Raw genomic sequence first — 21,120 nt, 5'->3', positions numbered from 1 at the left:
GCAATGGATTTAAATGAAAACAGCTAAGGTGAGCCTATTCCGTTAGATGCGGAATAGGCTCTTGCAGTGAGAGGAGTCCTTCGCAGCCGCGGAGGGCTTTTCGTATGGAGGAATTGGATTTTGGTTATGGAGTTTCGCTTTTTTCGCTAATGCCGGTTAAAGGTGGAACAGGTTATGTTAACGGCTACTTAGTTCATGTTGAATCTTCCGCGCTTCATGTTAAGACATCGCTAGGTCATGTTAACTCCATTTTAACGCCGGTAAACTCGAGAACCTTCTCGCAAAAAGCCTTCGCAATCATGTACAATTGGGTTGGATATACATAATAGGGGGAATGGTTGATGAAAATCGTAAAGGCTGAAATTTACGTGGTGGAGTTTCCGCTCAAGGAACCGTTTATCATTTCGTATGCGACCTACCCGCATATGGCGGCAGTGATCGTGAAACTGGAAACGGATAAAGGGCTTGTGGGCTACGGCGAGGCGGTTCCGGATGAGCACGTGACAGGCGAGCAAGTGAACGGCACTTTTGAAATTCTGAAGAATGTGCTGGTGCCTGCAGTCATCGGGCAGAACCCGTTCGATATTGAAAAGATACACTTCCTCATGAATTCGGAAATCGCCCGCAATCCAGCAGCGAAAGCGGCGATCGATATCGCGTGTTACGACCTGATGGGCAAAGCGTCCGGGCAGCCGGTTTATAATTTGATTGGCGGGCGCGCGCATGACAACCTGCAATACCCGAAAGTGCTGAGCATCGAAGCGCCAGAGATCATGGCGGAAAAAGCGAAGCTCGCAATGGAGCAAGGATTCAGTAGCCTGAAGCTGAAAGTAGGCGGCGCTGACTCAGGGTTGGATATCAAACGCATTTACGCAGTGCGCGAAGCGGTCGGACCAGACATGCCGATCCGCATCGATGTCAACCAAGGCTGGAAAACGGCAGGGCACGCGATCCAGGTGATTAACCAACTCGACGGCGCAGGGCTGACATGGATTGAACAGCCGATCCGCATAGGCGATATCCGCGGCCTCGCCAACATCCGCAGCAAAACGGCGACGCCGATCATGGCCGATGAAACGGTTCAGACAATGGAAGACGTGCTGGAAATCATCCGCTTGGAGGCGGCGGATTACATCAACATCAAGCTGATGAAATCGGGCGGCATTTTCCCGGCAGTGCAAATGGCGAAAGCCGCTGAAGGAGCGGGCATCATTGCGCAAATCGGTTCAATGGTGGAATCATCGGTCGGCTCAGCAGCAGGCTACCATGCCGTCATGTCGCGCCGCAATATCCAGACGGCCGAATTGACAGGACCGCTTTTATTTTCCGAAGAAATAGGCGATCTGAATTTCCAATTGCCTTACGTCTTACTGTCGGACAAGCCGGGGCTTGGAATCGAAGTGGACGAAAAGCAACTGCATAAGCTGACTGTCATGTCCTGCACGGTAGAAGGGGGCAGAAAACTTCATGGCCATTGAAACAAAAATCAACGAATGGTTCAGCTATTTCCATACCCATCCGGAAGTGAGCTGGCAGGAAACAGGGACAACTGAAAAGCTAGCGTCGATCATGGCGGAGCTCGGCATCGCACACTGGACATTTGATGGCGTTACGGGATTGTTTGCCGAAATCGGGGCAGGCGAGCGGGTCGTTGCGGTGCGCGCAGACATTGACGCGCTGTGGCAAGAGGTAAATGGAAAAGTGCAAGCCAACCATTCATGCGGCCACGACGCCAATATGGCCATGGTTTTAGGTGCACTCTTGTACTTGAAAGATGAAACCCTGACGAAACGTATCCGTTTCATTTTCCAGCCGGCGGAGGAACGGGGCAACGGTTCGCTGGCGATGATTGAACGCGGCGCATTAGAAGATGCGACGCATTTATACGGCGTCCATTTGCGGCCCATCGAGGAATTGCCGCACGGCAAAGCCACGCCTGCAATCCACCACGGTTCGGGCATTTTCCTGAAAGGAAAGATAACCGGCGTTGACGCGCACGGTGCGCGCCCGCATCAAGGCAAGAACGCGATTGATGTAATTGCCGCAATCCATCAGTTTATCAAGTCGATTTATTTTTCCCCGTTCGAGTCTTATTCGGCGAAGCTGACGAATATCCAGGCGGGGGGCGACTCGCTCAATATCATTCCAGGAAGCGCCACTTTCGCGCTTGATGTCCGTGCACAAAGAAATCGCGTCATGGATGAGTTGAGAAGCCGCATCGATGAAGGCCTCCGATCGATTGCCCGGCTTTACGATATCACCATCGATTGGCAATGGGATGATTACACACCGGCGGCGGAAGTGTCGGAAGAAGCGAAAGATATCGCAGATGCTGCCATCCGCTCGGTCATTGGTGATGCCAATACGGCGCCGCCGCTCGACACGACGGGCGCAGATGATTTTCATTTTTACACGATCAAAAAGCCGGAATTGAAAGCGGCGATGCTTGGCATCGGGGCGGATCTCGCTCCCGGATTACATCATCCGGACATGGCCTTCAACCACGATGCGCTTGACATCGGCGCGCGCGTGCTGGCCGAAACGCTGAGAAAGAGCTAAGGGATAAAACTGCCGTAAATTCGGCAGTTCAGGTTTTTTGAAAATCATTTAGGGTAATGAAAGAGAAAACTAGTTATTAAAAGGGAGCTTTTTTATGGATGCTATTTTAGACGCGTTGACGTGGCTCGTCGACGAAGGCAATAATTTATTATGGACTTATATTTTGATCGCCCTGCTTCTTGGACTCGGGGTTTATTTTACTGTGCGCACGAATTTCGTGCAGGTACGGCTATTCGGCGAGATGTTCCGTGTCATTTCTGAAAAGAAAGACGGCGAAGCAGGCGTTTCGGCGTTCCAGGCCTTCACCATTTCAACAGCTTCACGCGTCGGGACAGGCAACATTACCGGCGTTGCGCTGGCAATTGCCATCGGCGGTCCGGGTGCCGTATTCTGGATGTGGATGGTTGCGTTGATCGGCATGGCGACGGCTTTCATTGAAAGTACGCTTGCCCAAGTATATAAAGTGCGTGACGGCGAGCAATTCCGCGGCGGCCCGGCTTATTATATGCAAAAAGCTCTTGGCAAAAGGAAACTAGGCATCGTCTTTGCAATTTTATTGACGGTTGTTTTCGGTTTTATCTTCAACTCGGTACAATCGAACACGATCGCGCAATCATTCGGCGAAGTCTTCAATATTCCGGAATGGGTTGTCGGCTTGGCGCTGGTAGTGCTGACTGCGCTGATCATCTTCGGCGGTGTTCAACGCATTGCCAAAGTTACGCAAGTTTTGGTTCCGGTCATGGCGGTATTATACATATTTGTGGCATTATGGGTGGTTATCACCAATATAAGCGAAATTCCGGCTGTTTTCTCAGTGATTATTAAAAGCGCATTTGGTTTGGAAGAAGCAGCAGGCGGTGCAATCGGTGCAGCCATCATGCAAGGCGTACGCCGCGGTTTGTTCTCGAACGAAGCAGGTATGGGTTCGGTGCCGAACGCTGCCGCTTCGGCCAACGTTTCGCATCCAGCGAAGCAAGGGCTTGTGCAAAGCCTAGGGGTATTTTTCGATACCATTATCATCTGTTCGGCGACAGCATTCATCATTATACTGGCTGGCGTCTACAAGACAGGCGAACAGGAAGGCATCTTGTTGACACAAGCATCACTCGACGTCCATGTAGGCGGATGGGCTCCGTATTTCCTGGCATTCGCCATCCTGTTTTTCGCCTTCAGCTCGATCGTCGGCAATTATTATTACGGCGAAACAAACATCGAATTTATCAATGCGCATAGCGCGTGGCTGACTGCTTACCGTATCGGCGTGCTCGGAATGGTCATGTTCGGAGCGCTCGCCAAAGTGTCGCTCGTGTGGAATATGGCGGATTTGTTCATGGGCATCATGGCCGTGATCAATCTGGTCGTCATCGCGATGCTAGGCAAAATCGCCTTCAAAGTGCTCGGCGACTACACAGCACAGCGCAAAGAAGGCAAGAATCCTGAATTCTTCGCCAAGAACATCCCTGGCCTGAAAGGCACGGATTGTTGGGGCGAACACAGCAGAGACGATTAATAGTAAAGAATCTATGTGAATTTGAAGGAGCCCTCCGCATAATGCAGAGGGCTTTTCATATGGGGTGTTTTCGGGTGCAGCACGATTTCTGTTCTGTTAGTGCTGGTTAATGTTAAAACAGTTCATGTTGACTGCTGGCTAGTTCGTGTTAAATCTCACACACTTCATGTTAAGCTCTTGCCCCTTCATGTTAACTCTCCAACTCTTCAGGTTAACTAAAAGCTAGATCATGTTAACGCCAAAACAATGCATGTTAACGGGAGAACCTTGTAAATGAGCGCAGTGAAAAACGCTTTTTAAGCAGTCCAATAAATTCCCATAAGCCTTCCAGCAAACTACGTGCTATAATTTTTTTATGAAAAAATTCTTGATATTCCTTACTTTATTTACCATACTGTTTATTTCGTCGGGGCAAACCTATGAACAACAGACATTGATCCCCGCAATGGAGCGGTATTTGCCATTCGAGCCATTCAAAGGTTTTCTGAGCCTTTTTCAGATTCCATATTGGGGAATGACAATCTCGGTTGAGGAAAGAGGCTATTATCCGTTTGTTGAATTTGTGATCCGTAAAGCTTCCCATGTGGTTATTTTTGGGCTCATTGCGCTTGCGGTTTTGAATTTATTGCCGAAGCCGAAAATGGGTTTGGCTTTAGGGATTACCGCCGTTATTGCGCTTGCGGACGAATTCCATCAATCGCTGACCGGCGGCCGGACGCCGACGGGGCAGGATGTTCTTTTGGATGTATTCGGGGCAGTGTTATTTTTGAGTGCCGCTAAGTTTTTGAAGAAAAATAAAAAAGAATTTAGCACTAGCACTAGAAGCTTGCGTACCCAGCGCCGTTAAGCTGTGAGAAAACACCTCAAAAAGAAATGATTTTAGAATTCGCTTCATACTCAAAGAAATTTTAGTGAAAAGAAGACAACTATGATAAAATTAACGGATGATTCGACTGTGATGTAAAAGCAAAAAACGGCGATTTCTTATTATATTTAAAGAGCATCATGGACAATAGTTAGTTTTAATATGGAGGATGAAATGGAATGAAAGAACAGATTTTAGGCGTTAATGTCAATATGCAAAGCGAACAAGAACTTATGGAACTGATCAATGCGGACATTCAAAACGGCAGAAAATCACGCATCGTGGCGATCAATCCGGAAAAAGTGATGATGGCATCAAAAAGCAGCAAGTTGATGGAATTGCTCAACGAATCCACTTACCAAATTCCCGATGGCATAGGAATATCTGTTGCCTCGCGCTTGCGCGGCGGCGCAATAAAGGGCCGGGTTACGGGTATTGGCATGATGGATGCGCTTCTGAAGCTCGCACACCAAAATAAATACCGCATTTTCATGTACGGTGCGAAAAAAGAAACGGTTGAATTGGCAGCTGCTTCGATTCAGGAAAAATACCCGGACTTGATTATTGCGGGGACATTAGATGGCTATGAACAAGACATGGATAAAATCGCGCGCCGCATAAACGCTGTGAAACCGCATATCTTATTCGTCGCTTTAGGCAGCCCGAAACAAGAAATGTTTATCCGCGAGAATATGGCGCGCCTTGATGTGAATATTTTTCAAGGAGTCGGCGGCAGCTTTGACGTCTATAGCGGAACGGTCAAAAGAGCACCGGCTGTTTTTCAAAAAACCGGAACCGAATGGCTCTTCCGCCTGGCTTCACAGCCTTCACGGATCAAACGCCAAATGGCTCTTCCCCAATTTCTTTTTAAAGCAGTTCGTTCAAAGGACCGGAAAAGCCTGTGAAAATCCTTCATATGATCAGCGGGGGAGAAACGGGCGGTTCAAAAAAGCACCTTCTGCAATTATTCCATGGAGCGTCGGTAGACATGGAATTATTGTTATTAACGGAAGGGGCGTTTGCCGAAGAAGCCAGAAAACAGGGCGTTAAAGTAACGGTCATCCCGCAGAAAAGCCGATTTGACCAGTCGACGCCTAAAAAAATACTAGCATTCATTCAGCAAAATGATTTTTCATTGATTCATTCGCATGGTGCCAAATCGAATTTTCTGATTAACTCAATCCACAAGAAGATGAAGGTGCCTTGGTTTATCACGGTGCATAGTGACCCTTCGTTGGATTTTCTGCATCAGCCGAAAGTGATCAACAAATTCTTTACGATGCTCAACAAACGCGCGCTGCGCAACGCTGATCATTTGTTTGCGGTTTCTGAAAAATTTAAAACGATGCTGATGGAAATTGGCGTCGATGCACAGAAAATTACACCTGTTTTTAACGGCATCGAATTTTCGGAAGCGATTCCGGCGTGGGATAAAAACCACATCCGTGCCGAGTTCAATACGGCGGAGACGGATTTTGTGTTTGCCATTGTGGCACGCCTGCATCCGGTAAAAGGCCACGAAGTATTGTTGAAAGCGTTCAGCAGACTGGATGTTCCAGGCTGGAAACTCTGGATCATCGGCGACGGCGCATTAAGAGCAAGTTTGGAGGCACTGGCAAAAGAGTTAGGCATTCAGCAAAACGTGCGCTTTATGGGCACGCGAAATGATGTCGACGAATTGCTTTTTGCTGCGGATGTTTCTCTGCTGACGTCTTATAGCGAGAGTTTTCCTTTGGTATTATTGGAATCCGCGGACATGGGGACACCGGTAATCGCAACGGACGTTGGAGGCGTAAGCGCGTTGGTTGATTCGGGCAAAACAGGTTGGATCATTGTGGCTGGGAATGAAGAATCATTGCTGGAAGCGGCAAAATCTGCCATTTCCTCGGATACACCAAAAATGGGACGCGAATTGCGTGATTTTGCGGTTCGAAACTTTTCAAATGCCAATTTGCAGAAAGAACTGCTTGCTACTTACCAAAATATACTGTAAATAAACTAGGCAAAAAATACTGTTTTTTCACTCTGCCTAATTATTTCCAAACAGTGATATTCGTTGATATACGGGCATTTTTTAAAAACCTCGAGAACTTTTTCGAGGTTTTTTTGTCGTTTCCCGAATATAAATAATGTATTCAACATAGTTTATCAATGATAGACTCAGTTTAGTGCTTATGAAAATGTATAATTCATACAAAAAGTGTACTAGAAGGAGCATGAAAGGCTATATGAAAAGATTAAAGGGCATAAGTATTCTTACTTTGACTATCGCTATTTCATCCTCAACGTTCGTGCTTACGCCAGAGGCGTCCACTATCTACAGTGATTTTGATAGAGTTTCTGGGAAAGACAGATACCAAACCGCTGTTGCGGTTTCGCAAGAAGGATGGGCAAGCAATAGCACCAATGACGTCGTGCTGGCTGTCGGCAATAATTATCCGGATGCGCTTTCCGGAGCCCCGCTTGCGAAAAAGCTGAACTCACCGATTTTATTAGTAAAAAAAGACGAGATACCAGCAGTTGTCCTCAACGAAATCAAACGGATCGGCGCTGAAAATGCCACTGTATTAGGCGGCAAAGGCGCAATTTCGGATATTGCCATGCAGCAGCTTTCAAATGCAGGGATAAAACCTACCCGGATTTCAGGGGCAAACCGGCATCAGACTTCCGCTTTGATCGCCGAGAAAGTGGGAGGCGTGAAAGCGGTAGTCGCGACAAGCTCCGGTTTTGCGGACAGTTTGGCGATTGCTTCTTTCGCAGCAGAAAAAGGCATGCCGATTTTATTGACATCGCCAACTAAAATGTCACCAGAAGTAGAGCTAATGGTCAAAAAATATTCGGAAGTTATCGTAGTGGGAGGGACAGGCGCTGTTTCTTCCGAAGTCTTCGGGCAAATTGAAAAAACGGCGACAGCCACTCGCATTGCAGGCAAAGACCGCTATATGACAGCGGCTGCGATCGTTTCTGATTTTTACCCGGCAACGATCGCTTCTTCTTTGATGGCATCTGGCGAGCAATTCGCGGATGCGTTGACCGGTTCCGCATTAGGTGCGAAACAGAAAAAACCGATTTTTCTCTCACGCCAAGCTTCTTTGCCAGCGGTAACAAAAACGGCTTTGGCCGACAAAAGTGTCGAGGCCTTGACGGTAATTGGAGGAGAAGGGGCGATTTCGAGTGAAGCGCTGAACCCGATGCCGCCATCAAGCCAAGCTGCTGTCGCTGAAGCGGCCCTCCGAACTGGAATTGTGGAAGAGTCGAAAAAATACATAGGGATTCCCTATTTATACGGCGGCACAACGACGAGAGGCTTTGATTGTTCTGGATACTTGCAATACGTTTTCGCTAAAAAGAGCATCGCGATTCCCCGGACAACCGGTTTAATCGCCAAGGCCGGAAACGCGGTCAGCTACGAAAACGCCAAGCCAGGCGATATTATCATCCTGGATTTGAACAATGCCGTTCCCACTACACCGTCCCATGCAGGAATTTACTTGGGAGACGGGAAACTGATCCATGCCGGTTTCAGTACGGGCATAACAATCATGGCGTTAAACGCGTCATGGGCTAACTGGGACAAGAAAATCGTGACAGTTAGAACGTATGTAAATTGACGTTTTAAAAGCCTGGCCAAGAGCCATAAGTGTTCCGCCAATTAAAAATACAAGGAGGAATTCTATTGAAATCCAATATAAAAGGCTTAGTTCTTATCGTACTTTTCAGTTTGCTGGCTATGACGGTTCCTATTGATACAGCATCAGCGGCTGATTTTGAAGTGAAAGTTAAATTGAGCAATAAATTAGGAACGTCCGCTACATACCATTTTGTTCCAAAGGGGGAATCGATTTTATTCGAGAACCCGACTGTAGTGCTAGCGAAAGATAAGCGATACACAATAGTTGTCAATGCAGGCAAGCTGTCTGTCAAAGACGGAGCGAAAATCGTAGCTTCTGGCTTGTCCACTGTAACGGTGCAGCCGAAAATCTATACGAAAGAAAATCATGTATTGCTGTTCAAAGGAGCTTTGACAGAAGCTCATCCTTATATGGGAACAGTACTTTTCAGGTTAGCGGGCACGGCATTGATGCAGCCTGTGAACATTCTGCAATTCGAGGATTATTTGAAAGGCGTTGTTCCATCTGAAACACCGGCAAGCTGGGGTTCGCCAACTTCCGGAGGAATGGAAGCCTTGAAAGCACAGGCAATTGCGGCGCGTTCATATGTGTTTTCAAAAATGAGCCAAAGCACGCTGGAAATTGATGACACAACAACGTACCAAGTATATAACGGATTTATCTGGGATCCAATTTCGCCAAAATATAACTCTGATTACCAATACAGCAACCGGGCTGTGACGGAAACGCAAGGGCAGATTTTGACTTATGTCGATAATTACGGCAAAAAAAGATTCGTGACAGCGTACTTTTCTTCCAGCAACGGCGGCCAGACAGAATTGGCTCAGCAATACTGGACAAGTGCACTTCCTTTTATAAAGGAATCGAAGGTTGATGAGTTCGATACGGCAAACGTCTTGTGGAAGCTGACTTGGTTAAAGCAGCAGCTTCCAATTGATGCAAATACATTGAAACCGGAACTTTGGTGGAATGCGACAGCTGAAAAGAACCTCTTGAGTTCTGAAGTTGCCAATAGCCAAAGCCGTGACGCGTTCCAAAAATATAAAGCGTATGTACTAACAAAAGCGAAAGCCGCCAATCCGGCAATTGAATCGATCAAGATTGCATCAATCGACTCGATCAACACGGCAGACTACGAAAACACGGGCAAAGTGGCGGAAACGAAAATTGATGTCAGCTATTACGCCAGAACCGAAGTGAATAATGTTCAGAAATACGTCATGGCACCGGGTGCTGCGTCGAAAACACTTTCAGGCGGCGACCGCTACGAGACGGCTGCTCAAATAGCAATGCAGTATGTCGGGGAAGAAAAAGCGAAAGCGATCGTCTTGGGACGAGGCGATATTCCTGCGGATGCACTTGCGGGAACAGTACTTGCACATAAGCATCAAGCACCAATTATGCTGGTGCGCAACGACTCGATTCCAGCAAGTGTAGAACAATTTTTAACTGAAAAAACCGAACCTGGAGCGCTCGTCTACTTATTGGGCGGCGCAGGGGCAATTTCACTCGATATTGAAAATAAATTAAACCAAAAAGGCTTTAAGACGAAACGCCTTTACGGAAAAGACAGAACAGGAACATCACTGGCGATTGCCCAGGAAATCGGTTCTCCTTCACAAGTCATGATTGCCACTGGCAATGACAACTCTTCCGATGCCTTGTCGGCTTCCGCTTATGCAGCATATAAGCAAACTCCGATTATCGTTCAGCGCGGAACGAAGCTTGCACAACAAACCAAGACATTCTTAAGCGAAACTGGCAATAGCTCGGCCATCATCATCGGCGGCAAGGGCGTAATTGATCCATTTATCGAAACGGAATTAGCCGCTATGAACATCTCATCCAAACGCATCAGCGGCGCGGACCGTGTTGAAACGAGTATTGCGATCAATAATGAGCTGCCATTGCCAGGTAATAGTATCGCAATCGGAAACGGCTATCGATTTATCGATGCGCTGGCAGGCTCTGTGCTGGCGGCGAAAAACGGGTCACCGATTGTTATGCTTGATCCCGATCCAGCTAAACTTCCTGCAGCGTATTTCGATTCTATGCCCGTTAAGAGCGAAGCTTTCTTCCTTGGTGGAAGCGGCGTCGTTTCGGAAGACTTAAAAGAATCTGTCAATCAATTTATCGGCAGTGCTTTGAAAAAGCAGCAAATGAGCCTGACGTTCAATGGCTCAAAATCAACCAACGGCAATCCGACGATGACCACATTCCGCACGACACTTGGAGGCGTGAATTTAAAGAGCCTCCAATATGGAATTGATGATGAAGCGGACCGGTTCGTTATGGACGGCAGCGGATTCGGCCATGGCATCGGCTTGAGCCAATGGGGCGCATACAAACGCGCTAAATCTGGCCATACGGCAGCCCAAATCCTTGGGTTCTATTACCAGGATGTAAACATTGAATTGACGTCTAATTTTGTAAAATAACCAAACTTAAACTGATGTTGCGCATTGGCGCAGCTTCAGTTTTTTCTAAACAAAAAACTGAAAATTCGAACAGGAAGAGGAAAATTATGAAGAAATTGCTGGATACACATTATCTTGGCGCCATTTTTATTGTTAGTTCGATTTTGCTGATCATTAAAATCGCTGTTTTTCGTTCCTTGGTTTTTGGAGAAGTTTCGTTTTTACGGTTGTTGATCGTCGACTTTCCGATTTGGATGCTGCTTCCGGTTTTGCTGTTATTGGCATTAAAGAAAGTAAGCCCGTTGATCTTATTGGGGTACAACTTGTTTGTTTCCGCCTTATTGATCTCTATTATTTGGTATGAACGCTATTTCCAGACTGTGCCATCGTATTATGATTTGAACCAGGCAAGCCAAGCGGGTTCTGTTATGGAAACGCTTAAACTGCTTTATTCCCCATGGGATTTATTCTTTTTCACGGATGTCATCGTTTACGCTGTGCTTGCTATCGTATTTTGGGAAAAGAGCTTTACAACTGCTTCTCGCTTGAAAATCGGAGCGGTTGCCATTGTATTTTCAATAATGGCCATTGCGACAACAGCGGCAGCGCTGCAAGAACCAATCATCGATGTTGCGCTATCGGCAAAAGAGCAAGGCTTTATCCAAACCCAGATTGTCCAGGCTATGGCTCAAGATTCAACAATTGGCTATGCTGAAAGCCAGATTCTGACCGATGAGGACCTTGCCGCATTGAAAGGCAATGACTTTGTGCCGTATGTAGAGCATGACCGTTTTGGCATTGCGGAAAATCGTCACTTATTCTTTATCCAAGTAGAATCGCTGCAGGCATTTGCGGTTAACCAATCTATCGACGGGCAAGAAATCACGCCGAACATCAACGCGCTGCTAAAAGACAGCATGTATTTCAATCAGGTTTTCCAGCAAATCGGGGGCGGCAATACGTCGGATGCTGAATGGATGTTCCATACTTCTCTTTACCCGAAAGGGCTCGAACCGACAGTCAATTATGTAAAAGGTGAAGAAATTCCATCATTTGTCGGCTTATTGAATGACCGGGACTATTTAACAACGACGTACCACGCAGACAAGATTGACTACTGGAACCGCGATATGCTTTATCCAACATTAGGTTTCCAAAAAGCATACACATCAGAAGAAATTCCTAATGAAGATGTGATCGGGTTCGGACCTTCCGACGAGGTGCTTTTTGAATTTGCGAAAGAAAAAATCAAGAAGCAGGCAGAAGAAGGCAATAAAATCTATGCGAACATCATGACAATCACGAGCCACACGCCATTTGAAATGCCGAAGAAAGATGAGTTCCTCGAATTGCCTGCTGATTTTGAAGGAAGTTATGTGGGAGATTATTTGCAGTCTGTGCGCTATACAGATGAGCAGATCGGAAAATTCATCGAATTCTTGAAAGAAGAAAACTTGTATGATGAGTCGCTGATTGTCATCACAGGTGATCATTCTGGGCTCCATGGCACGCCGATGAAAAAAAGTGATGTCGAATTGATGGGCGGTTTGCTTGGACACGTATATACCATCAAAGACCGATTCCTGCTGCCATTCATCGTGGCGGGCCCAGGCCTTTTCGAGAATGAAGTCTATTCGCACTTAGGCGGCCAATTGGATATCATGCCAACATTGACTAATTTGATGGGTATCGTGCCCGAAGCACCGATTGCAGGGCATAATTTGCTGGAATACGAAAGTAATTTGCTGACGATGCGTTATTATTTATCGGGCGGGTCCTTTATCTCGGACGAATCAATATACTTAGGTCAAAATGCCCGTTATCCAGAACGTTATTATGATTTTGGGATGATGACAAAGATAATTCCGGTTCCAGAAAGCGCAAAACGGCATCAAGAAAATGTTATGGAGATACTTGATCATTCTGATAGTATTCTGACAAATTATCTAAGTGAAACAGTTACAAATTAAATCTATTTTTACAAAATTGTAATTTTTTGTTTAAAAAATGGAAATAAACTGATTTTGAATGTAAAATCATCATTTTACTAATGACAGTTCGAGAACCAAATCGACTAAATACCCTTAATAATTTTTAAGAAAGTAGTTATTAGTGACTACTTTTTTTTAACACGCAAATAATTTGAAGTGCTAAAACAGAATATAGTATCATTTTTGTAAAAGGTTGTAAAATTACCTTGTTTCTACTAATTTTTGCATGTAGGATTAAGACAGAAAGAGGGGAATAATACTTGAAAATAAAAATACTATTCGTATTTATGCTGCTAGCCATTGGTTTTAGTACACAAGACGCATTAGCCGCTGGAAATCCGACTATTATAATTGACCCTGGGCATGGTGGGAAATATGGAGGTACAGCCGGTTATTCAGGAAACTCAACCGGTTATTATGAAAAGCACGCCAATATGGAAGTCTCTAACCGCTTGCAAACCGAATTACAAAAATTGGGCTTCCAAGTTAAAATGACCCGCAGCACCGACACGGCATTCAATACGACTTCATCGAATAATGACTTGATTTCGCGGATGAACGTAGCCAATAACATGGCTGTAGGCAATAATGACAATAGTGTCTTTATCTCAGTCCACCACAACGCCACGAGTTCACCTACTTACGGAGGATACGAAACGTATTATTTTAATAAAAATTATATCGATAGCAGCTATCCGCCAGATAAAATGCAGATCCATTACTCCCCTGAAAGTGAGCGTCTGGCAAACCTGACGCATAATTCCGTAATTTCATCAGGCGTGAAAGAAGGACGCGGGATTGTACCTTACAGTTTGTATGTAACACGCAATGCACAAATGCCCGCAGTTCTCTTGGAAGTTGGATATATGTCCAATCCGGTTGAAGAAAGAATGATCAAAACGGCAACATTCCAGCAAAAAGTCGCAGCTCAAGTTGCGAAAGGCGTCAATACATTCTTTGATGTCTACGTGGTCAACGACGCAAATGGCAAAGTTGTAAAGACTTACGTTTCGAAAACAGATGCCTTAAATTACTCTAAAACATTGTCAGGAAGTTATGTAACTTATAAAAAGACCGGCGCTGTCCAAACTACTGCAACAACCCCGACGCCAGTTCCAGTTGCAAAACCGAAAATTTACGGTGTTTATCACACAGCAGTGAAAATTGATAACAATATGTTCGCAACGCAGCAGGAAGCGGTGAACTACGCTGCGCAATGGAAAAATACGCGCGTAGTCCACACTACAACAAAAAATATTGTATGGTCGAATTACTTGCCGCTTAAATTCACAGTGCTGGACGGAAGCGACAAAGAAGTGAAAAAATTCTACCAAGAAGACCAAGCAACGGCATATGCTCAGAAGATGGCCCAAGCTTCAGTCATCAATAACGGGACACAAGATATCCTATGGTCCAACTTCAAACGGAAAAACTTTGTCGTCCGTTCGAAAGATAAAGGAGACATGGTTGATTTTTACAATAGAGAACAAGCAAGAAGTTATGCTGCTCTATGGCCAAACACAACGGTCTTTGATATTTGGGCGCAAAAAGTGATTTACACGAACCCGAATACGAAAGCTTATAGTTATAGCCCAGTAGAGGTTCAAGGCAAAGATCGCATTGCTACTGCAATCGCAGTTTCCAAGCAATTGTATCCAACCGGTTTTGCCAGCACGAAAACGCAAAAAACGGTCGTGCTTGCAACTTCACATCAATATGCGGATGCATTGTCTGCCGGACCTCTTGCTGCACATTACGGCAATGCGCCGGTACTTTTGAACAAACCTGCTGCTTTAGCATTGAGTGTAGAAGCAGAACTTAGGCGCCTGAAAGCGAACCATGTCATATTAGTTGGCGGTACATCTGCATTGACGCCAGCCATTGAAAGCAAACTGAAAGGCATAGGAATTAGAACTGAACGCCTTTCAGGAGCTGACAGATACGAAACAAATGCGAAGATCAATACTAAAATGCCAAATACTGCCGGCGTCTTTGTTACCAGCGGCAGCAACTTCCCGGATGCTTTGACAGCGGCGAGTGCAGCGGTCGTGAAAAATTGGCCGATTGTCCTGGTCAATGAAAACAAGCCGACGCCAGCCCGTTTGAACAACGCATTCGGAGATGACATTGTCATCATCGGCGGTACAGGAAGTGTGCCAACTAGCATCGAAACAACGGTAGGCAAATTGGTCGGTACTGATAAAGTACTCCGCTTGTCCGGCCCGACGCGCTACGAAACGTCAACAGCTGTTTTGAATCATTACAGCGATGAATTCATCTCGAGCAGCATGATCGTATCCAGTGGAACGAATTATCCGGATGCACTTGTGTCGTCAGCATTGACGAAGCGATTTAACGCTCCGCTATTCCTGGTCCCTAATGCCAATATGCCGACTGAATTGACAAATACCTTAAAAGCGAACAGTACAGAAAAACTAATCAACCGCATTTATTATGTCGGAGGCACTGTACCTGATCAATTGAGAGCAACAGTCAACGCAATGCAAAAATAATGAGGTGGGTTAAACATGAAAAAACTTAGTGGATTAGTAATTGCTGCGTTAATGCTTAGCGGATGTGGCACCGCGGTTAAAGAAAATACTGAAGAAAACGTTAACGGCACCGGTTCTGAAAACAACGCCCCAGCTGCAGAAGTAGAGGCTGTTGATCCAGCAGGCATTAAAGTGTATATGCCCACTGAAGGATTGGTGAAAAAATTCCAAGTCGATTCTTTCGAAGTGGTCCGTGAAACACAGGAAGTCCAAGAAAACAAAGTCTTGGAAGTCATTTCTTTCGGGGATGTAAAAACCGTTCAGATCACAGAATGGACAGAAGGCGGCATGGAAATGCTGCTTGAAACTTCTGAACTATCGGGCGTACAAGATATTTCCCTCAAAGGATTGGTTCCAATGGAATCGCCAGTCAGCGTAATCAACGAAGCGAACCAAGCGGAAGGCGAATGGCAAATTACTGAGACTGCAGGAACATTGGAAACACCAGCAGGCACTTTTGAAGATGTCCTAGTCATCACGCAGACATTGAAATCAGAAAGCTCTGAGCAAGTAACGTCAATCTCGAACTCTTATGCACCGTCTCTTGGATTGATCCAAGAATCGACAACGATTACGAATGGTGAAAATGTTCAAGAGTCGAAGATGGAACTTGTCAGCTACGAGTAATTTCAAGAAGCAGTAAATTGAAAAAGCAGCTAATGGATGCCCATTAGCTGCTTTTTTTGTGCTTGAAAGCTCTAAGAAAACCAATCTATACATAGACTTTTCTCCCATCCGCTTGGCAATCTCTGCCTCTTTTATATAAAGAAAAATACAAATTTGAAATAATGGAAATTATTTTCAAAAAATATTGACTTAAATGTAAGACTATTGTTACAATTCTGTAAGTGGGGAAAAACATACATAATTAAGGTAATATATGTATAATTTCTCCATTAAGAAATTTAGGGGAGGCACCAAAGTGGAGAATATTTCTAAAAAGTGGAGAAAGTATGCATCGTTAGCAATGATGGCGGGATTGATCGCCAGCAACGGCGCTATGACAGTAAGTGCGGCAACAGGACAAGGTTCAACAGTTTCTGATAAGGATGCCCAAGCAATCAACGTTTTATCGAATGAGAAAGCTGAACTAGTCAAAGGCCTTGCGACGAAACAGAAAACGGATCTTCCAGGAGTTAAAGCGCTTACACCTAACCAAGAAGTCCGTATTATTGTAGAAGTCGAAGGGAAAGCAGGAGTAGAAGTTGCTTCAGCGAAAGGCGTTCAATACAAAGACCTATCTTCAACTGAAAAAACAAAAATTGATACTCAATTAAAGAAAACACATACATCTGTTAAACAAACGATTTCTTCTCAAGGCGTATCCTTGAATTCGCAATTTGAATACACAACAACTTTCAATGGTTTCAGTGGAATCGTGAAATACAGCGAAGTTGAAAAGATCAAAAACCTCCCAGGCGTAAAAAATGTTTATTTGTCCAATGAGTACGACAAGCCGGATGTAAAACCGGATATGACGACAAGCCATGATTTTGTGCAGTCTCGCCAAGTATGGGCTGATAGCAAGCTTAAAGGCGAAGGTATGGTCGTAGCGGTCATCGATTCCGGAATCGATCCGACTCACCGTGATTTCAATATTACAGACGAGTCCAAAGTCGATTTAACGAAAGATGGCGTTGCGAGCGCGATTGCCGCTAACGGATTAAAAGGCGCTTACCATAACGCGAAAGTTCCTTATGCATATAACTATTACGATAAAAACGATATTGTCGGTGATATTTCACCTGGCGCATCTATGCACGGCATGCACGTTGCCGGAACAGTCGGAGCGAATGGCGACGAGTTGAATGGCGGCATTAAAGGCGTTGCACCTGAATCCCAATTGCTGGGCATGAAAGTTTTCAGCAACGATGTCAACTTCCCATCTACATTCTCTGATATCTACTTGGCAGCAATCGATGACGCGGTGAAATTAGGCGCGGATGTATTGAACATGAGTTTAGGTTCAACTTCTTCGTTCTATGAAGAAGACAGCGCGGAAGACAAAGCGATTTCCAATGCGGTAGCAAACGGAATTGTGGCTTCAGTTTCTGCAGGTAACTCAGGAACAATCGGCTACGGATTCGACTCGCCGCATTACGACAACCCGGATTACGGCCTAGTCGGCTCGCCTGGATTGAATAAAGATACGATCCAAGTAGCTGCAACAGGAAACATGGTAAACGAATTTACGCATGAAGTCGACTTCGGCGATTTCTCAGTTGAAGGATTTGGCGTAGATGACTGGACAAAACTTGGTGCAGTTGAAGTTGTTTCGTTGAAAGCATTGTCTGGAAACCAAAGTGCATTAGGCGGACCTGACGATTACAAAGGAATCGATGTAACAGGCAAAGTAGTAGTCGTGGAACGCGGCGCATATACTTTCGTTGATAAAACGAATAACGCGGCGGCAGCTGGCGCAGCTGGAATCATCGTTTATAACAGCACGAGCCCTGTGTTCTATAAAGACCAAGGCGGCTGGGATATTCCATTCATGAAAACCACTCGCGAAGATGGGCTTGAATTGGAAGCGGCTCTTTCTGCTGGTGTAGAAATTCCTGGTGATGTAACTCAAACTGGAGCTTTAGAAGGTCCTGAAGTTGGGCGTGCAACTGACTTTACTTCATGGGGCGTTACACCGGATCTTGAGTTCAAACCTGAATTATCAGCTCCGGGCGGAAACATCTACTCAACGCTTGAAGGCGATAAATACGGCGTAATGAGCGGAACGTCAATGGCAGCACCGCACGTATCAGGTGGAGCTGCATTGGTTCAGCAATACTTGAAAGCAGACGCTAAATTCAGTTCTTATTCAATTGAAGAACGCACGCGCCTTGCTAAAAAGTTAATGTTGAATACAGCTGACATCACATTTGGCTTAGACGGAGACACCATTTCACCACGCCGCCAAGGAGCTGGAATGATGCAGCTTCACGCAGCAGTTTCCACTCCAGTCGTTGTCGTTGAAAAATCGACGAACGAAGCCAAAGTAAACGTTAAAGACTTTACTGAGGATTCATTCACATTTACATTAACTGCAGAAAACTTGACGGACAAAGCGGCAAGCTATTCAGTTGATACATCTGTCTTGGTGGATATGTTCAAAGAAACAGCAAGCGATGTTAAATACAATCTATTGAAATCAGGCAAGCTTGAAGGCGCTAAAGTAACTGCTCCTGAAAAAGTTGTTGTACCAGCAAATGGCACGGCCGATGTCACGGTAACAATCGATATCAGCAACGGTCAAGTTCCTGGACTTGATGCAGCCGGCAAAACAATTTTGAAAGACCTTGAGCAAGACGTATTTGTTGAAGGCTTCGTGAAATTAGTCGCTGAAGATACAGTAAATCCTGATTTGGTTGTTCCTTACATCAGCTTCTACGGCGAATGGGACCGTCCGGAAATATTGGATGCTTTCGGCCCAGCTGAAAAAGAAGAAACGAAATTCTATGATTACTTCTTCAAAGGATATGGGGTTACATCAGATGCTGACGATGGCGTTAACTACTTGGATCTAGTTGAAGTTGACGGGAAGTTGGTTTATCCAGTCTCGCCAAACGGAGATACAATTTTTGATAGCATCAACGCAAATCCGACATTCCTGCGCAATGCAAAAGTGCTTGAAACGAATATCTTGGATGCTGAAGGCAACAAGTTGAGAACGGTCAATATCGAAAATGACGTTCGCAAAGACTATTACGACGGCGGTACAGGTACTATTATCAACTATAACCCAGCGCGTGCATGGGATGGCAAAGTCAGTGGGCAAACTGTAAAAGACGGTTTGTACCAATATGAATACGCTGCGAAAGTGGATTATGAAGATGCTGAATGGCAAAGCAAGCAACTGCCAGTTTATGTGGATACAGTTGCTCCAACAGGAACAGCAACATTGAACGATGACAAAAACACGCTTGAAGTAAGCTTTAATGATGAAGGTGTAGGCGCTGACGTTTACACAGTCAAACTTGATGGAAAATCTTTGGGCAAAACATTCAAAGCATCTGAAACTTCAATTGACTTAGACCAATTCAATTTGAATTCAAGTCAAATCAGCTTAGTTGAAGTCGAAGTTGTCGATCACGCTTTCAACAGCGCTGTATTAAGAACGAACATGGATGATACGACAAAACCAGTCATTTATGTAGACGATAACGGACCAGCTGCATTAGGCTTGTTCAACACTACGACTATTCCGGTTAAAGGCTATGTGGTAGAAGAATACCTTGACAAGTTGACAGTAAATGGAAAAGAAATCGCTACTACGTACACAGCTGGCAAAGGCTATGAATTCAATTCAACAATTGAAGTGTCTGGAAGCGGCAAGCACGATGTGAAATTTGAAGCAACAGACTATAACGGAAACGTTGTTTCCATTATCCGTCCAATCTTTGTCGATACAGTTAATCCAACAATCGGGACAACAGCTCCAACAGTTGTTGACAACGACCAAAAAACAACGAAATTCGACATTACAGTAAAAGATAACTTCAATATGATCAAACTTACTATTAATGGCGATGTTCTTTATTCACAAGATGTCTTTGACGAAATCAAATTAGCGACACCAATCAGCAAAGTCGTTGAAGCCCAAGTTGATTTGGAGCCAGGCATCAACAAATTCACGGTAGTAGTGGAAGATGGAGCCGGCAACAAAGTGACGAAAGAATTGACGATCGAGCGAGCTGAAAACGAGTTGCGCGCTGAACGTATTGCAGGGGCAAACCGTTATGCAACTTCAGTGAAATTGAGCAAAGAAGGCTGGGATTCTTCTAAAGTGGTCGTTCTGGCACGTGGAGACCATTATGCTGATGCTCTAGCAGGAGTGCCGTTAGCTAAGAAATACGACGCGCCATTGCTGTTGTCACGCACGAAAGCTCTTCCAGGCACAACGTATGACGAAATCAAACGATTGGGCGCTGAGAAAGTTTACATCCTTGGGGGCACTGGAGCGATTTCAGATGCAATCGTCAAAGAATTGGAAGGCGATGGAATTGACGTTGAACGCTTAAGCGGTGCTGACCGTTACGAAACTGCTGCGAAAATCGCTGGCAAATTTGAAACAGCTAAATCAGCAGTCGTTGTAAACGGACAGAACTTCCCGGATGCATTGAGCGTAGCAAGCTATGCTGGATCTGAAGGAATGCCAATCTTGTTAAGCCGTGAAAACGCAGTGCCATTTGCTACGAAAGCTGCTTTAACAAAACTTGGTACTGAAAACACGCTTGTCATCGGCGGAACGGGCGCAATCAGCAGAAAAGCATTTAACCAATTGCCGGCTCCGTTGCGCATCAAAGGCGCTGACCGTTATGAAACTTCATTGGAAGTTGCTAAATATTTCGGCAGCACATCTGATACGATCTACGTAGCGACAGGTTCATCGTTTGCCGATGCATTGGCTGGCGGAGCATTAGCTGCCAAGCAAAACACAGGCGTTTACTTGGTAGGGAAATCAGTATCTTATGAGCTAAGCGCATACTTGGAAGAAAGCGGCGTAGAATTCGCAAAAGTAATCGGCGGATCGGGCGTAGTTTCTGACAATGTTGTTGAAGAGCTAGACGAAATCTTGAAAAGCGAATAATTGAAGAAGGCTA

At 45.2% G+C, this 21,120-nt stretch carries 13 protein-coding genes; all 13 read left to right on the top strand.

Translation table 11 applies throughout. From position 1 onward, the window contains the following. The first annotated feature begins 104 nt into the window (after positions 1-104). The 13 genes from AC4EHJ_RS07305 to AC4EHJ_RS07245 all read left to right on the top strand — a co-directional run bounded on the left by AC4EHJ_RS07305 (position 105) and on the right by AC4EHJ_RS07245 (position 21,107). The gene (locus AC4EHJ_RS07305; protein WP_490974902.1) at positions 105-326 is read left to right on the top strand and encodes a hypothetical protein; all 222 of its coding nucleotides are present in this window, start codon (positions 105-107) and stop codon (positions 324-326) included. 15 nt (positions 327-341) lie between these two features. Beyond that, positions 342-1,478 carry a mandelate racemase/muconate lactonizing enzyme family protein gene (locus tag AC4EHJ_RS07300; protein ID WP_490974901.1) on the top strand — a complete coding sequence of 379 codons (1,137 nt, stop codon included), beginning with the start codon at positions 342-344 and terminating at the stop codon, positions 1,476-1,478. Beyond that, a complete protein-coding gene (locus tag AC4EHJ_RS07295) occupies positions 1,468-2,559 on the top strand; it encodes an amidohydrolase (protein WP_490974900.1) in 1,092 nt (363 codons plus the stop codon). The genes AC4EHJ_RS07300 and AC4EHJ_RS07295 overlap by 11 nt, the downstream gene beginning before the upstream one ends. A 94-nt stretch (positions 2,560-2,653) precedes the next feature. Continuing rightward, positions 2,654-4,069 carry an alanine/glycine:cation symporter family protein gene (locus AC4EHJ_RS07290; RefSeq protein ID WP_490974899.1) on the top strand — a complete coding sequence of 472 codons (1,416 nt, stop codon included), beginning with the start codon at positions 2,654-2,656 and terminating at the stop codon, positions 4,067-4,069. Between the two features lie 355 nt (positions 4,070-4,424). Then, positions 4,425-4,916: a VanZ family protein gene (locus AC4EHJ_RS07285; RefSeq protein ID WP_490974898.1), complete on the top strand. Its 492-nt coding sequence runs from the start codon at positions 4,425-4,427 to the stop codon at positions 4,914-4,916. A gap of 197 nt (positions 4,917-5,113) precedes the next feature. Further along, complete coding sequence (locus AC4EHJ_RS07280) at positions 5,114-5,839, top strand: WecB/TagA/CpsF family glycosyltransferase (protein WP_490974897.1); 726 nt, start codon at positions 5,114-5,116, stop codon at positions 5,837-5,839. 11 nt (positions 5,840-5,850) lie between these two features. Continuing rightward, the gene (locus AC4EHJ_RS07275) at positions 5,851-6,927 is read left to right on the top strand and encodes a glycosyltransferase (RefSeq protein WP_490975634.1); all 1,077 of its coding nucleotides are present in this window, start codon (positions 5,851-5,853) and stop codon (positions 6,925-6,927) included. Between the two features lie 235 nt (positions 6,928-7,162). Further along, complete coding sequence (locus tag AC4EHJ_RS07270) at positions 7,163-8,545, top strand: cell wall-binding repeat-containing protein (protein WP_490974896.1); 1,383 nt, start codon at positions 7,163-7,165, stop codon at positions 8,543-8,545. Positions 8,546-8,610: 65 nt separating this feature from the next. Continuing rightward, positions 8,611-11,004 (top strand): SpoIID/LytB domain-containing protein, encoded by a 2,394-nt coding sequence (locus tag AC4EHJ_RS07265; RefSeq protein ID WP_490974895.1) that lies wholly within the window; start codon positions 8,611-8,613, stop codon positions 11,002-11,004. 86 nt (positions 11,005-11,090) lie between these two features. Then, positions 11,091-12,953 (top strand): LTA synthase family protein, encoded by a 1,863-nt coding sequence (locus AC4EHJ_RS07260; RefSeq protein WP_490974894.1) that lies wholly within the window; start codon positions 11,091-11,093, stop codon positions 12,951-12,953. Between the two features lie 281 nt (positions 12,954-13,234). Continuing rightward, complete coding sequence (locus AC4EHJ_RS07255; protein ID WP_490974893.1) at positions 13,235-15,487, top strand: cell wall-binding repeat-containing protein; 2,253 nt, start codon at positions 13,235-13,237, stop codon at positions 15,485-15,487. A gap of 15 nt (positions 15,488-15,502) precedes the next feature. Further along, entirely contained in the window at positions 15,503-16,153 is a 651-nt protein-coding gene (locus AC4EHJ_RS07250; protein ID WP_490974892.1) for a hypothetical protein, read from the top strand. 295 nt (positions 16,154-16,448) lie between these two features. After that, a complete protein-coding gene (locus tag AC4EHJ_RS07245) occupies positions 16,449-21,107 on the top strand; it encodes a cell wall-binding repeat-containing protein (RefSeq protein WP_490974891.1) in 4,659 nt (1,552 codons plus the stop codon). Positions 21,108-21,120: the final 13 nt, after the last annotated feature.

Source organism: Planococcus sp. TJ-301, assembly GCF_058268475.1.
This window is presented reverse-complemented; position numbering and strand designations above follow the sequence as displayed.

Excerpts from the sequence above, each read along its gene's own strand:
- AC4EHJ_RS07305 (WP_490974902.1), top strand. The coding sequence starts at position 105 with ATGGAGGAATTGGATTTTGGTTATGGAGTTTCGCTTTTTTCGCTAATG.
- AC4EHJ_RS07300 (WP_490974901.1), top strand. The coding sequence starts at position 342 with ATGAAAATCGTAAAGGCTGAAATTTACGTGGTGGAGTTTCCGCTCAAG.
- AC4EHJ_RS07295 (WP_490974900.1), top strand. The coding sequence starts at position 1,468 with ATGGCCATTGAAACAAAAATCAACGAATGGTTCAGCTATTTCCATACC.
- AC4EHJ_RS07290 (WP_490974899.1), top strand. The coding sequence starts at position 2,654 with ATGGATGCTATTTTAGACGCGTTGACGTGGCTCGTCGACGAAGGCAAT.
- AC4EHJ_RS07285 (WP_490974898.1), top strand. The coding sequence starts at position 4,425 with ATGAAAAAATTCTTGATATTCCTTACTTTATTTACCATACTGTTTATT.
- AC4EHJ_RS07280 (WP_490974897.1), top strand. The coding sequence starts at position 5,114 with ATGAAAGAACAGATTTTAGGCGTTAATGTCAATATGCAAAGCGAACAA.
- AC4EHJ_RS07275 (WP_490975634.1), top strand. The coding sequence starts at position 5,851 with ATGATCAGCGGGGGAGAAACGGGCGGTTCAAAAAAGCACCTTCTGCAA.
- AC4EHJ_RS07270 (WP_490974896.1), top strand. The coding sequence starts at position 7,163 with ATGAAAAGATTAAAGGGCATAAGTATTCTTACTTTGACTATCGCTATT.
- AC4EHJ_RS07260 (WP_490974894.1), top strand. The coding sequence starts at position 11,091 with ATGAAGAAATTGCTGGATACACATTATCTTGGCGCCATTTTTATTGTT.
- AC4EHJ_RS07250 (WP_490974892.1), top strand. The coding sequence starts at position 15,503 with ATGAAAAAACTTAGTGGATTAGTAATTGCTGCGTTAATGCTTAGCGGA.